The organism is Paraburkholderia eburnea, from assembly GCF_002917095.1.
GTDB classification, from domain to species: domain Bacteria; phylum Pseudomonadota; class Gammaproteobacteria; order Burkholderiales; family Burkholderiaceae; genus Paraburkholderia; species Paraburkholderia eburnea.
In genome coordinates this window covers 301,721-316,377 of the sequence record NZ_PQGA01000005.1, presented here as the reverse complement: position 1 = coordinate 316,377, position 14,657 = coordinate 301,721, and the positions used below count along the sequence as shown (strand labels likewise).

The 14,657-nt window shown below is 62.2% G+C and carries 11 protein-coding genes and 1 tRNA gene; 7 read left to right on the top strand and 5 right to left on the bottom strand.

Annotation, left to right across the window (positions count from 1 at the left end; translation table 11 throughout):
* Positions 1–184 precede the first annotated feature (184 nt).
* The 7 genes from fdnG to B0G62_RS31645 all read left to right on the top strand — a co-directional run bounded on the left by fdnG (position 185) and on the right by B0G62_RS31645 (position 9,444).
* Positions 185–3,256 carry a formate dehydrogenase-N subunit alpha gene (fdnG, locus tag B0G62_RS13480; RefSeq protein ID WP_103704676.1) on the top strand — a complete coding sequence of 1,024 codons (3,072 nt, stop codon included), beginning with the start codon at positions 185–187 and terminating at the stop codon, positions 3,254–3,256.
* A gap of 9 nt (positions 3,257–3,265) precedes the next feature.
* Complete coding sequence (gene fdxH, locus B0G62_RS13475) at positions 3,266–4,228, top strand: formate dehydrogenase subunit beta (RefSeq protein WP_103704675.1); 963 nt, start codon at positions 3,266–3,268, stop codon at positions 4,226–4,228.
* Positions 4,215–4,841, top strand: coding sequence for a formate dehydrogenase subunit gamma (locus tag B0G62_RS13470; protein WP_103704674.1), 627 nt, complete (start codon positions 4,215–4,217; stop codon positions 4,839–4,841). The genes fdxH and B0G62_RS13470 overlap by 14 nt, the downstream gene beginning before the upstream one ends.
* A gap of 108 nt (positions 4,842–4,949) precedes the next feature.
* A complete protein-coding gene (gene fdhE / locus B0G62_RS13465; protein WP_103704673.1) occupies positions 4,950–5,885 on the top strand; it encodes a formate dehydrogenase accessory protein FdhE in 936 nt (311 codons plus the stop codon).
* 10 nt (positions 5,886–5,895) lie between these two features.
* Positions 5,896–7,365: an L-seryl-tRNA(Sec) selenium transferase gene (gene selA, locus B0G62_RS13460; protein WP_103704672.1), complete on the top strand. Its 1,470-nt coding sequence runs from the start codon at positions 5,896–5,898 to the stop codon at positions 7,363–7,365.
* The gene (gene selB, locus B0G62_RS13455) at positions 7,362–9,281 is read left to right on the top strand and encodes a selenocysteine-specific translation elongation factor (RefSeq protein WP_103704671.1); all 1,920 of its coding nucleotides are present in this window, start codon (positions 7,362–7,364) and stop codon (positions 9,279–9,281) included. The genes selA and selB overlap by 4 nt, the downstream gene beginning before the upstream one ends.
* Before the next feature lie 67 nt (positions 9,282–9,348).
* Positions 9,349–9,444 (top strand) — tRNA-Sec (locus tag B0G62_RS31645).
* 396 nt (positions 9,445–9,840) lie between these two features.
* Here the strand turns inward: B0G62_RS31645 and B0G62_RS13450 are convergent.
* From B0G62_RS13450 to B0G62_RS13430, 5 genes are all read right to left on the bottom strand, one after another.
* Positions 9,841–10,182 carry an H-NS family nucleoid-associated regulatory protein gene (locus B0G62_RS13450; protein WP_244193224.1) on the bottom strand — a complete coding sequence of 114 codons (342 nt, stop codon included), beginning with the start codon at positions 10,180–10,182 and terminating at the stop codon, positions 9,841–9,843.
* Positions 10,183–10,427: 245 nt separating this feature from the next.
* On the bottom strand, positions 10,428–11,153 hold the full coding sequence (locus B0G62_RS13445) for a GntR family transcriptional regulator (protein ID WP_103704670.1): 726 nt from the start codon (positions 11,151–11,153) through the stop codon (positions 10,428–10,430).
* Positions 11,154–11,252: 99 nt separating this feature from the next.
* A complete protein-coding gene (gene yddG / locus B0G62_RS13440; protein ID WP_103704669.1) occupies positions 11,253–12,188 on the bottom strand; it encodes an aromatic amino acid DMT transporter YddG in 936 nt (311 codons plus the stop codon).
* Positions 12,189–12,246: 58 nt separating this feature from the next.
* Positions 12,247–13,740, bottom strand: coding sequence for an aldehyde dehydrogenase (locus B0G62_RS13435; protein WP_103704668.1), 1,494 nt, complete (start codon positions 13,738–13,740; stop codon positions 12,247–12,249).
* Positions 13,740–14,648: a dihydrodipicolinate synthase family protein gene (locus B0G62_RS13430; RefSeq protein ID WP_103704667.1), complete on the bottom strand. Its 909-nt coding sequence runs from the start codon at positions 14,646–14,648 to the stop codon at positions 13,740–13,742. The genes B0G62_RS13435 and B0G62_RS13430 overlap by 1 nt, the downstream gene beginning before the upstream one ends.
* Between the last annotated feature and the right edge of the window lie 9 nt (positions 14,649–14,657).

Here is a 14,657-nt window from a genome sequence, read left to right as displayed (position 1 = left end):
CGACAAGGATGCAGCCAGGATTGCAGGCCAATCCGCAACCCGCGTTGCGCTGCACCTTTCGTTTGACTATAGCAATCTCAATACCTGGTTGCGCGCCGTGCGCCGGGGCGCAACTCCCGCGATCCGGTTCCCAAAACGTCTTATACTGAAACGACCCACAACCAGAAAGCCGAGGACGCACATCATGCTGCAGATGTCCCGGCGTCAGTTCCTCAAGGTCACGGCTACGTCGCTGGCGGGATCCAGCCTCGCGTTGATGGGCTTCGCGCCCGACAACGCGCTTGCCGAAGTCCGACAATACAAACTGGCGCGCACCACTGAAACCCGCAATACCTGCCCGTACTGCTCGGTCGGTTGCGGGATTCTCATGTACGGTCTCGGCGACGGCGCGAAGAACGCCACGGCGAGCATCATCCACATCGAAGGCGATCCCGATCATCCCGTCAATCGCGGCACGCTCTGCCCCAAGGGCGCGAGCCTGATCGATTTCATTCATAGTCCGAGCCGCTTGAAGTATCCGGAGTACCGGGCGGCGGGATCGAACGAGTGGAAACGCATTTCGTGGGACGAGGCGCTCGACCGCATCGCGAAGCGGCTCAAGGAAGACCGCGACGCGAATTTCGTCGATAAAACCGCCGACGGCAAGACGGTCAACCGCTGGCTGACCACCGGTATGCTGGCCGCCTCGGCGGGCAGCAACGAAGTCGGTTATCTCACGCATAAAGTGGCCCGCTCGATGGGCCTGCTCGCATTCGACAACCAGGCGCGTGTCTGACACGGCCCGACGGTGGCAGGTCTTGCCCCGACGTTTGGCCGTGGTGCGATGACGAACCATTGGGTCGACATTCGCAATGCGGACGTGATTCTGGTGATGGGCGGCAATGCGGCCGAGGCGCACCCGTGCGGCTTCAAGTGGGTCACCGAGGCGAAGGCGCACCGCAAGGCGCGGCTCATCGTGGTGGATCCGCGCTTCACGCGCACGGCGTCGGTTGCGGACTTCTACGCACCGATCCGCACCGGCACGGACATCGCGTTCCTGGGCGCCGTCATCAACTGGCTGCTCGCCAACGACAAGATCCAGCACGAGTACGTGAAGAACTACACGGACTTCTCGTTCATCGTGCGCGACGACTATGCGTTCAACGACGGCATTTATTCGGGCTACGACGCGCAGAAGCACGCGTATCCCGACAAGTCGTCGTGGAATTATGAGCTGGGCGATGATGGCTTCGTGAAGACCGACGACACGCTGCAGAATCCGCGCTGCGTGTATCAGTTGCTCAAGCAGCATTATTCGCGCTATACGCCCGAGATGGTGGAGAAGGTGTGCGGCACGCCGAAGGACAAATTCCTCAAGGTGTGCGAAATGCTGGCGAGCACGGCGGTGCCGGGCCGCGCGGGCACGATTCTCTACGCGCTTGGCTGGACGCATCATTCGATCGGCGCGCAGATGATCCGCACGGGCGCGATGGTGCAATTGCTGCTTGGCAATATCGGCATTGCGGGCGGCGGCATGAACGCGCTGCGCGGCCACTCGAACATCCAGGGACTCACCGACCTCGGCCTGATGTCGAATCTGTTGCCCGGCTACATGACGCTGCCTGTCGAAGCCGAGCAGGATTACGGCGAGTACATCAAGAAGCGCGCGCAGCAGCCGCTGCGGCCGAACCAGTTGAGTTACTGGCAGCATTACGGCGCGTTCTTCGTGAGCTTCATGAAATCGTGGTGGGGCGATAACGCCACCCAGGAGAACAACTGGGGTTACGACTGGCTGCCCAAACTCGACAAACCCTACGATCTGCTGCAGACCATCGAGCTGATGAATCAAGGCAAGATGACGGGCTATATCTGCCAGGGCTTCAACGTGATCGCGTCCGCGCCGGACAAGGCGAAAACGGTTTCGGCGCTCAGCAAGCTCAAGTGGCTCGTGATCATGGACCCTCTGGCTACGGAAACATCGGAATTCTGGAAGAAGTACGGCGACTATAACGATGTCGATACGGCTTCGATCCAGACTGAGGTGTTCCGCCTGCCGACTACCTGCTTCGCGGAAGAAAACGGCTCGCTCGTGAGTTCGAGCCGCGTGCTGCAGTGGCACTGGAAGGGCACCGAGCCGCCTTTCGAGGCGAGGAGCGACCTGGAGATCATGTCCGGGCTGTTCCTGCGCATTCGCGCCGCCTATCAAAAGGACGGCGGCAAGGTGCCGGACCCGATCCTCAAGCTGAGCTGGCCGTACGCGAATCCGGAAAGCCCGACGCCGGAGGAACTTGCCATGGAGTACAACGGCAAGGCGCTCGCCGATCAGACCGACCCGAAGGACGCCACCAAAGTGCTCGTGAAAAAGGGCGAGCAGCTTGCGGGTTTCGCGCAGCTCAAGGACGATGGCACCACGTCGAGCGGCTGCTGGATCTTCTGCGGCGCGTGGACCCAGGCGGGCAACCAGATGGGCCGGCGCGACAACTCGGACCCGACCGGCATCGGCCAGACTTTGAATTGGGCCTGGGCGTGGCCGGTGAATCGGCGCGTGCTCTACAACCGGGCCTCGTGCGATACCGCTGGCAAGCCCTTCGATCCCACGCGCAAGCTGATTGGGTGGAACGGCGCGGCGTGGACCGGGGCCGATGTGCCCGACTACAAGGTCGATGAGTCGCCCGATCTCGGCATGGGGCCATTCATCATGAACCCCGAAGGCGTGGCGCGTTTCTTCGCGCGTGACGGTATGAACGAAGGTCCATTCCCTGAGCACTACGAACCGTTTGAAAATCCGCTGGGCTACAACCCGTTTCATCCGAACAATGCGCAGGCCACGTCCAACCCGGCCGCGCGCGTGTTCCCCGACGACCGCAAGACCTTTGGCACCGCGCAGAATTTTCCGCACGTGGCCACCACGTATCGCCTCACGGAGCATTTCCACTTCTGGACCAAGCACGCACGCCTGAACGCGATCATCCAGCCGCAGCAATTTGTCGAAATCGGCGAAGAACTGGCGAACGAGGTGGGCGTGGTCGATGGCGGGCGCGTCAAGGTGTCGAGCAATCGCGGCTACCTGATCGCCGTGGCCGTCGTCACGAAGCGCATCAAGGCGCTCACGATCGAGGGCAAGAAGGTGCACACCGTAGGCGTGCCGCTGCATTGGGGCTTCACGGGACTGACAAAACCCGGCTATTTGACGAATTCGCTCACGCCGCCCGTCGGCGACGGCAATTCGCAGACGCCCGAGTTCAAGTCATTCCTTGTGAAAGTGGAAAAGGCATAAGGGGGGAACATGGCTTTTCAGTCGCTAGACATCAAACGCCTGTCCGCCACCACGACGCCGCCGCCTGGCGTGCGCGAGCCGGTGACGGGCACGGTCGCGAAGCTCATCGACGTCACCAAGTGCATCGGCTGCAAGGCGTGTCAGACCGCGTGCATGGAGTGGAACGACCTGCGCGACGAGGTGGGCATCAACACGGGCGTGTACGACAATCCGCGCGATCTCACCGAGCACTCGTGGACCGTGATGCGTTACACGGAATACGAGAATCCGGACGGCAACCTCGAATGGCTGATCCGCAAGGACGGCTGCATGCATTGCGAGGACCCCGGCTGCCTGAAGGCGTGTCCCTCGCCGGGTGCGATCGTGCAGTACACGAACGGCATCGTGGATTTTCACGAGGAAAACTGCATTGGCTGCGGCTATTGCATTACGGGCTGCCCGTTCAATATTCCCCGGCTGTCGAAGACGGAACATCGCGTCTACAAATGCACGCTTTGTTCCGACCGCGTGGCCGTGGGGCAGGAACCGGCCTGCGTGAAGACATGTCCGACGGGCGCGATCGTGTTCGGCACCAAGGAAGACATGAAGGTACATGCGGCCGAGCGTATCGAAGACCTCAAGGAGCGCGGTTTCGAGAACGCAGGGCTGTACGATCCGCCGGGTGTGAGCGGCACGCATGTGATGTACGTGCTGCATCACGCGGACAAACCGTCGCTCTATCACGGGCTGCCCGATAACCCGCGCATCAGCCCGTTCGTGCGGCTGTGGAAGGGCGTGGCCAAGCCGCTCGCGCTCGCGGGCATCGCGCTCGCGGCGCTGGCCGGCTTCTTCCATTACACGCGCATCGGCCCGAACGAAACGCATGCCGAAGACGAAGAAGCCGCGCTTGAAGAGGCCCGGCGAATTCATGCCGAACGAGATGGTGAAAAAGGCGGTGACCTTCCCGAGGAGCGCAACGATGAGCGACCATGAACCGCGCCTGATCCAGCGTTATACGGCGAACGAGCGCAGCAACCACTGGATTACGGCGATCACCTTCGTCCTGCTTGCGCTGTCCGGGCTGGCGATGTTTCATCCGGCCATGTTCTGGCTGTCCGCGCTGTTCGGCGGCGGCCAGTGGACGCGCATTCTGCATCCGTTCATCGGCATCGTGATGTTCGTCTCGTTCATGATTCTCGCGCTGCGTTTCTGGCATCACAACTATCTCGACAAAGCCGACGTGCAATGGCTCAAACAGATGGATGACGTGCTGCACAATCGCGAGGACAAACTGCCCGAAATCGGCAAATACAATGCGGGACAGAAGCTGTTATTCTTTACGCTGGTGGTTTGCCTCGTGCTGCTGCTGGTGAGCGGCATCGTGATCTGGCGGCGTTACTTCTCGTTCTATTTTCCGATCACGATTATCCGTATCGCCGCCGTCGTGCATGCGGCTGCGGCCTTTGTGCTGATCGTGAGCATCGTCGTGCATATCTATGCGGCGATCTGGGTGAAGGGATCGATTGGCGCGATGACGCGCGGCTACGTCACCTGGGGCTGGGCGCGCAAGCATCATCCGCGCTGGTTCCGCGAGAGCATCAAGTAGCCGTCCATTACGAGGCTTAACGGACACGCTGCTGGCAGGCCGCCTCGCCCGCAAGGGCGCGGCGGCTTTTTGCTGATTGGACGGACGAGGTTGGATGGAGACTTAGCCGTGACGCAACAACGCATACTCGACCCGGAACAGATTCAGACGCAGGACCCTTCGGCGATTGTGCGCATCCGCTTGCCAGAACGCGCGACGCTGTTCAAGGAGCGCGCCGCGCGTCTGCGCAAGCTGGCGGATCACAATCCGATCGGCGGCTATATGCGGCTCATGGCCGTGCTCGTGGACGCGCAGCAACAGGCGCTCGAACATCTCGACGTGCAGATGCCTTCAGCCGAGGCGATCGCCAACGCGCAACGCCATTCGATGCCGATTCTGCCCGCGCTGGGCGCGGATCGCGATCCGCAATGGCGTAGAGTGCTGCGGCGCCTCGCCGATCGTGTGGAAGCCGCTGGCGCCATTACGCCCACGCTCGCGAAAGTGCTCGACGACTTGCGCGCGATGAGCGATGCGCAACTCGACGCCCAGGCAGATGCGTTGCTCGCGCAACGTTATGCAGAGGTTGCGCCTGCCATCGCGCCTTTCGTCATGGCCGCGTTGCAAACCGTGTGGACCGGGCTCGCAAGCCGGATCGATGTGAAGGACGTGACCTATGTGGATGCGCCCGGCGTGTGCCCCGTGTGCGGCCTGCCGCCCGTGGCGAGCATCGTGCGCGTGGGCGGGGCGTTTCAGGGCTATCGCTACACGCAATGCAGCCTTTGCGGCACCGAGCATCATGTGGTGCGCGTCAAATGCACGAATTGCGATTCGACCAAAGGCATTGCCTATCAGGGTATCGATGGAGGCAATCCGGCCTTGAAGGCCGAATCGTGCGACGAGTGCCATACGTATCGCAAGATCGGCTATCAGGACAAGGACCTTGAATTCGAACCGCTCGCCGACGATCTCGCGAGCCTCACGCTCGATCTGCTGATGAGCGAAGCGGGCTACCGGCGCGCAAGCGCGAACCCGCTGCTGTATCCCGAAGCACCGGCCGATCAGTGAGGCGATTCCGATGACTGAAACCGTGGAGCAGAGCGCGAAACCCGTGTTGGAAGCGAGCGCGCTGAATGCCTTGCTGGCGCGGATGCCGGCTGTGGAGCGCGTGATTGCATCGACCGAAGCGCAGCCGCTGATCGCGCAATATGGACGCACCCAGGTGCTCGCGGCGATTCGCGCGACGCTCGATGGATGGCGGCGCGATGTGCAGGCGGGCGATTCCGCTTTTGGCGCCGATGCCGGGGCGTTTTCAATCGAGCGTGTAATTGCCGATGTCGATCGCAATTTGAACGCACGCGCGCGAGGCAAACTGCGCGCGGTATTCAATCTCACCGGCACGGTGCTGCATACGAACCTGGGCCGCGCCTTGTTGCCCGATGAAGCGGTAAGCGCGGTGGTGCAAGCGCTCACGCAGCCTGCGAACCTCGAATTCGATCTTGCGTCCGGCAAGCGCGGTGATCGCGACGATCTGATCGACGAACTCATCTGCGAACTCACCGGCGCCGAAGCGGCGACCGTCGTGAACAACAACGCGGCAGCCGTGTTGCTCACGCTTTCCGCGCTGGCGGCGCGCAAGGACGTGATCGTTTCGCGCGGCGAACTGGTCGAGATCGGCGGCGCGTTCCGCATTCCCGACATCATGAGCCGGGCCGGCGCGCGCCTGCGCGAGATCGGTACGACCAATCGCACGCATCTTAAGGATTACGAAGCGGCTATTAGCGCACGCACGGCGCTGCTGATGAAAGTCCATTGCAGCAACTACGCGATCAGCGGCTTTACGAAGAGCGTCGAGCTCGACGAACTCGCACCGCTCGCGCGTAGTCATGGCCTGCCGGTGGCGGTGGATCTTGGCAGCGGCACGCTCACCGACCTCACGCAATGGGGTCTGCCCGCCGAACCCACCGTGCGCGCCACGGTGGAAGCGGGCGCGGATATCGTGACCTTCAGCGGCGACAAATTGCTGGGCGGCCCGCAGGCGGGGCTGATCGTCGGACGCAAGGAATTGATCGCAAAGATCAAGAAGCATCCGCTCAAGCGGGCATTGCGCGTGGGCAAGCTCACGCTTGCGGCGCTGGAGCCGGTGCTCAGGCTCTATCAGGCGCCCGAGTTTTTACGCGAACGGCTGACGACGCTGCGCCTGCTCACGCGCGCGGCCACTGAAATGCACGCAACCGCGACGCGTGCGTTGTCCGCCTGGCAACGCGCGCTGGGCGAAGGCTACGACGTGAGCGTCGAGCCGATGTTCAGCCAGATCGGCAGCGGCGCGTTGCCCGTGGACGTGCTGCCGAGCAGCGGGCTTGTCGTGCGCCATCGTGGAAAAGGCAGCAGTGGCCGCGCGCTGCTCAAGCTTGAACGTGCGTTACGGGCACTGCCGCGTCCCGTGATCGGCCGCATCGCCGACGACGCTTTGCGCCTCGACCTGCGTTGCCTCGAAAGCGCGGACGAAGCAGCGTTTGTCGCGCAGCTCGCGGAGTTGCGCCTGTGATCGTTGGCACTGCAGGACATATCGATCACGGCAAGACCACGCTCGTGCGCGCGCTGACCGGCGTGGACACGGATCGCCTGAAAGAAGAGAAAGCGCGGGGCATTTCGATCGAGCTTGGCTACGCGTACACACCGCTTGCGAACGGTGACGTGCTTGGTTTTATCGACGTGCCGGGGCACGAAAAGCTCGTGCATACGATGGCTGCGGGCGCATGCGGGATCGACTTTGCGTTGCTCGTGATCGCCGCAGACGATGGCGTGATGCCGCAAACGCGTGAACATCTCGCGATCCTGCAATTGCTGGGCGTGCTGCACGGCGCGATCGCGCTCACCAAGGTGGATCGTGTGGACGCCGAGCGGCTTGCGCAGGCGCGCGCGGAAATCTCGGCATGGCTCGCGCCGACCTCACTCGCCGACGCGCCGATCTTCGAAACGAACGCAAGCGTGCCGGATGATACGGGCGTCGCGCAACTCGATGCGTATTTGCGCGAGCGCGCGACGCACTGGCAATCGCGCCGCGACGACGGATTGTTTCGCCTCGCCGTTGATCGCGTATTCACGTTGACGGGGCAGGGCACCATCGTGACCGGCACCGTGTTCGCGGGACATGTGCAGACGGGAGACACGCTGTTGCTCGCACCCGCTGGCGCACCCGTGCGTGTGCGCGGCATCCATGCGCAGAATCGCGCCGCAGAAACGGGACATGCGGGACAACGTTGCGCGCTCAACTTGACCGGCATCGACAAGGATCGCATCGCGCGCGGCGACTGGATCGTCGATGCGAGGCTCGCGCAGCCCGCCACCCGGCTGGATGTCGAACTGCAATTGCTGGCCGATGCGGATATCACGTTGCAGCACTGGACGCCGTTGCACGTGCATCTGGGCACGACGCATCGGATGGCGAACGTCGCGCTGCTCGAAGGCGACGCACTTGCGGCAGGCGAACAGGCGCGCGTGCAACTCGTGTTCGATTCGCCGCTGCAGGCGATGCCTGGCGACCGCTTCATCGTGCGCAATGCGCAGGCGAGCCGCACGGTGGGCGGCGGCCGTGTGCTGGACCCGTTTGGCCCGGCGCGACGACGGCGCACGCCGCAGCGGTATGCGTGGCTCGACGCATTGCGCGAGTGGCTCGACGATGGGCGTGTGGATGCGCTGATCGCCCAGGCGCCGCACGGGCTGGAGCGTAGCGCATTGATACAGTTGACGGGCTACGACGCTGCGACGCTCGCGTTGCCCGACGACGTTGTCGTCATCGCGCCGCAAGGCCGTGCCGAAGACGCGACGCTGCTCGCGCGCGAACATTGGGCGCGCCTCGCCACCCACATCGTGGATGTGCTGGGCGACTTTCACGCGCGCGTGCCCGACGAGCAAGGTCCAGACGCCGCGCGCCTGCGGCGCATGGCGGCGCCGCTCGCGAGCGACGCGGTTTGGCGCGCAGCCGTTGATGCCCTGGTCGAGGAAGGACGTGTGGCGCGCAGCGGGCCGTGGCTGCATCTACCATCGCACGCGGTCTCGCTGGATGCGGAAGAGGAGGCATTGGCGGCGCGGCTCATACCCTTGATTGCGCAAGGACGCTACGATCCGCCGTGGGTGCGCGATCTCGCGCGCGAGGTGCAGCAGCCGGAAGAGAAGGTACGCGCATTGCTGCGCAAACTCGCGCGCCTGGGGCGTCTATATCAGATCGTGCGCGATCTGTTTTATGACCGGGAGAGGGTGCGTGAACTGGCGCGTCTGATCGCGCACACGGCAGCGGGCGAGGGTACGGGGGTCGGCGCGGCGGCGTTTCGCGATGCGTCAGGACTTGGCCGCAAGCGCGCGATCCAGATTCTGGAGTTCTTCGATCGCGTTGGATATACTCGCTTTCAGCGCGATCTGCATTTGTTGAGGCCCGATAGCCCTATGCGCGAATGGCTATGAATAGACGAGGGCAGTGCAGGTGTGCGCTTCGATTTTGCGTGTCATGCAGCGGTTCTTTGTGGTCAAGGGAAGGCAATCGCATCGGGTGGTGCGGCTGGACTTCAAATCCAGTTGGGGACGTCAGCCGTTCCCGGGATGGTTCGACTCCATCTGCTTTCCGCCAGTAAAGGCTCCCAGCCTGTCTCAAAGACTCCCGCTTACTATCTAAAGAGCCTTATTTTACGGCGCTTTGGGGGTGAGAACGTTCTTGATCCCTCTCGCTCGCTACCCCACAATCTGACCATCAAACGTGGGGAGGATTGGGGGTAAGCATGGCGACACGTCAACTGAACAGGCTGACAGCGCTCGGAATTGGCAAACTGATTGATCCTGGCTATTTCCGCCAGTCGGCGCTTATCGGCCGATCTTTCATCACTTGTCGATATTAATGACGGAATTCCTCAGGCGGAATCATACGCTTGTATAGCGTGGCATATTTAGCACGCAAACCCGCGCAAGCAAATACGATGCAGAAAAGGCTGGAATCAATGCAGGCGCCAATAGTGCTGGGGGAGCGGGCTCAGGGAGCTTGAAGCGGTTCGGCTTTAACTGTGGCGAGCCTGGTGCCCGCAAATGGGTCATCGCGCCAGTTTACACCGGCGGTTTTGTTTGATTGTTTCTCCTGGGCCTTGCGAACCGAGAAGTGTTCAAGGGACTGTCCTGCGCTGGTCGCCTGGACCACCCACTGCGGGGCTGCGCCTTCTCCGTCCCATCCATTGCCAAAGGCATCGCGATACTTCACCGCAAGTATGCGGCGTTGATCTTCCGCGATCGATGCGGCGATCGCCTCGGGCGTGATATTGAATTCGGCCATCCTGCGCTGCAGGTAGGCCACGATACTGTCGCGCTTTCGTTCATCCATTCTGGTTGTCTCCGCCTGGCACGAGTTCGCGTGCAGGCTGGTGTACATCATACCCTACCAGGATAACACAATGGACAACGGCTTATATGCCGGCGCATCCAGCTATTGTAGGGAAGACAACGTAACAGGCCATGCGGTTCCCCGATGTTCACCCGATTCCAGATGGCGGATTCAGGCAAATATGGGTCGAAAGAGATCTGGAAAATAACCGGCGCGTTCAAGCGCCGGCCGGCTGAATCAACGGATCAGGCAAAACTCAGCGGCACTTCCAGCCCTTCCGGGATCGCATAGTCCGTCATGTGACGGCGCGAAAGCTCCCAATGCGCTCTCACCAGTTCGCCCGCGCGTTCCGTGTCGCGGCGCTCGATAGCGTCGATGATTTCATCATGCTGATGCGCTGCCTGATGCATTTCGTGCTGCATGTTTTCAGTGGCAGGGTAGCGATAGAAAGTCTTGCCAAGCCGCGCGTGATCGATCAGCAGGCGGCGCAGACTGGGCATCAGATAATCGTTCTGCGCCATATTGCCGATTTCGAGGTGGAACTGGTCGTTATAGAGAACCCGATTTTCCACGTCATGAGCGTCGATTGCCTCGCGGAAGCACTTCTGGATTTTCCGCAGCTTCGCGACGTCGGCGGCGGTGGCGTTTGCTGCCGCGAGTTGAGTCGTCGCGACGTAAATGAGCGGCGCGGCCAGGAAGAAGCTGCGCAGCGAGTGATAGTTCATCGATGAAACCCGCGCGGCGCGATTGGCTTCCAGTTCGATATAGCCTTCGGCGGCCATCTGGCGCATCAGTTCGCGAACGGGAGGGCGCGACAGGCCGAATTCATCGCACAGGGCCAGTTCGTCCACCACGGCTCCCGGCTTCAATTCCATGCTCACGATGCGGCGGCGCAGGGTTTCGGCCAGTACGGCCTTGCGGTCGGTGGGGACGTTGCTATCGATGGGGGATTCGTCGGGGCTAGTTTTCATCGGGATTCTCTGTCTACCTTTTGTGTACTATAAATCGCCGAATGAAAAACCACCACACGACACAGCGGGCGGGCGCTTCCCCGCGCCCTGCCAGGGTGGTCAGACTCGCTCCCCAATTCGCTTCGACGGCGCGTTCACGGGCGCTTTGATGCGGCGAGGGCGGGTGGCGAGCCAGCACAGGATCGACCCCGTGCAGACCATCATGGCGCCGTGCCAGAACGCGTCGGATAGGGGCGCGTGCAAGAGCGTTGCGGCGAGCGCCGCGGAAATCACCGGAATGAAATACGAGGCGCCGGCCAGAACCGTGGCGTTGCCATGCAGAATCCCGATGTTCCAGGCCGCGTAGCCGAAACCCATCGCCGCCGCGGCCAGAAACAGATAAACCATCGCGTGCATGTCGAAGCTCATCGCGCCGCCACCCTCGATCGCGTATTTGATCCAGAGTACGGCCGACACAAGCACGAAGAACGGCGTGACGCCGTTCTTGCCGTTCGCGATGCGCGCCGTCACCGTGCAATACGCCGCCCAGATCAATGCGCCGCTGAATGCCAGTCCGTAACTCAGCGGGTTATCCTTGACGTTCGCCAGCATGCCCGCGAGATCGATGCCTTGATCGCCGCCGAGCACCCAGCCGATTCCCATCATGGACAGCACGAAGCCGGGCACGACAAGCAGGTTGGCTTTCTGCTTGTTGAACACGATGGCCGACACCAGCGTGAAAGTCGGCCACAGATAATTGACCATGCCGACTTCGATCGCCTGCCTGCCGCTATTGGCATAGCCGATCGACAGCGAAAGACACAGTTCGTAGGCGACAAATAGCGCGCTGCCCCAAATCAGATAATTGCGCGGAAATTGCCTGAGATTGGGGAAGCCGACGGTCAACGCGAGAAAGACGGAGGCGACCGTGTACATCATGGCAGCACCGCCGGTCGCGCCCAGGCTTTCGCTGACACCGCGAATCAGTGCGACGATCGACGCCCACAACATGATCGCAACGAGCCCTATCAGCGTGGCCGTATCCTTGCTTTTCATACCTCGAACCTGCTTTGATGATTCAATTTTGCCAGTGCGCCCGCCGTGTTCTACGCGCTCATGCGGGCACGTCGATCCAGATCGTCTTGATCTCGGTGTACTGGTCGTGCGCCCACACCGATTTGTCCCGGCCGCCGAAGCCCGATTCCTTGTAGCCACCAAACGGCGTCGTGATATCGCCTTCGCCGAAGCAGTTGACGGTGACGACGCCCGCGCGGATTTCGCGCGACAGGCGGATCGCCTTGTTCAGGCTGCTGGTATAGACCGAAGCGGCCAGACCATACACCGAGTCGTTGGCGAGTTCGATCGCTTCGTCGATGTCCTTGAACGTGGTCACCGCAAGGACCGGGCCGAAGATCTCTTCCTGGAACAGGCGGCTTGTTGCGTCGACGCCATCGAGCACGGTTGGCTCCACAAAAATGCCGTGCTCCGTGTCGCCGCCGAACGCCACGCGTAGTCGCTCCGTTTGCGCCTGCTCCAGATACGAGCGGACTTTCTCGAAGTGCGCCTGGCTGACCATCGCGCCGATACGGTGTTCCGGATCGAGCGGATCGCCCATCTTCCATTCGCGCATCTGCACGCCGATGCGTTCGAGCAAGGCGTCCTTGACGTCGGCATGCACGATCAGGCGCGAGGATGCCGAGCAGTTTTCGCCCATGTTCCAGAACGCGCCATTGACGACGTGTTGCGCGACGGCGTCGAGATCGTCCGCGTCTTTCAGGACCACGGCCGGATTTTTGCCGCCGCACTCTAGCACAATACGCTTGAGATTGGATTCGGCCGCATAGTGCAGAAAGCGCCGGCCCGTCGCGGTGGAGCCGGTGAAGCTCACCATATCGACGTCCATGTGCAGGCCCAAAGGCTCGCCGACTTCCTTGCCGCCGCCGGGCAGCACGTTGAATACGCCCGCGGGCACGCCGGCTTCGTGCGCGAGTTGAGCCACGCGCAGCGCCGTGAGCGTGGTTTCCTTTGCGGGCTTCACGACGACGGAGCAGCCCGCCGCGAGCGACGGACCGATCTTCCACGCCAGCATCAGCAGCGGAAAATTCCACGGCAGCACGAGACCGACGACGCCGATCGGTTCGCGCACGACCAGCGAAAGGGCATTCGAACCGACCGGCGCAGTGGAATCGTAGATCTTGTCGATCAGTTCGGCATGCCAACGAATCGTATGGATTGTTTCGGGCACGTCGGTGTTCTGGCATTCGCGGATCGGCTTGCCGCTGTCCAGACTCTCCATCGTCGCGAGTTCGTGCGCGTGCGCTTCGAGCAGATCGGCGAATTTCAGCAGGATCGACTTGCGGCGCGCGGGCGGCAGGTTACGCCAGCGGCCATCCTGATAGGCCGCGCGGGCGCTGGCGACCGCACGATCGACATCGGCGGCGTTGCACGCGGCGATTTCCGCGAGCACCGCGTTCGTGGCCGGATTCGTCGTCGTGAACGTTTCGCCCGAAATCGACGGCGCGAAGGCGCCGTCGATGAAGGCCTGGGTCGGCAAGGTCAACTGAGCGGCCAGCGCCGCGTATTCCTGAGCGCAGAGCAGATCGGCCATCAGTCCTGGCCTCCGACAACAGAGGTGACTTCGCGCTTGAGTTCAGTGACGATGGTTTGCAGGCGCTGCTTCTCGTCGTCGTTGAGACCCTTGAGCGGTGCGCGCACGCCGCCGCTGCGCAGGCCGACGATTTCGCAGCCGTGCTTGATCGACTGCACGAACTTGCCTTCTTCGAGGAAGTCCATCAGCGGCAGCATCGCGGACATGATGCGGCGGCCCTTGTCGAAATCCTTTTCGACGGCGCAGGCCCGGTACAGCGCGATGTGCTCGGCCGGCAGGAAGTTGGAACCGGCGCAGACCCAGCTACGCGCGCCCCAGGCGAAGAATTCCAGCGCCTGATCGTCCCAGCCGCACGACACGGCCAGATTCGGGAATTCGCGCGCCAGCATATGCAGTTGGCCCGTCTGTCCCGAGCTTTCCTTGATCGCGACGAAGTTCTTCGACGCGGCACACACGGTACGGAAAAATTCGCGGCCCATCGAGACGCTCATGCGGCCGGGGTAGTTGTACAGCATGATCGGCAGATCCGCCGCACGATCGATGGCGAGCGCGTGTTCGGCATTTTCCTGCTCGGTCGGCAGGGCGTACGGCGGCGAGCCGACCAGAATCGCGTCCGCCTTGATTGCCTTCGCGGCCTTCGCATATTCGACCGAATCTTCCGTGCGCACGGCGCCCGTGCCGATGATCAGAGCGGTGCGCGAGCCGATCACTTCTTTCGCGAGGCTGCCCAGATCGAAGCGTTCCTGCGCGGTTTGCGCGTAATACTCGCCCGTCGAACCGCCGATGATGATGCCGTGCACGCCCGCCGCGATCAGCGATTCGAGCACGTCGGCAAAGGCCTTTTTGTCGATCTGTCCGGTGGTGTCGAGGGGCGTGATGGCCGGCGTGTAGATGCCTTCAAAGTTCATGATGTCTTT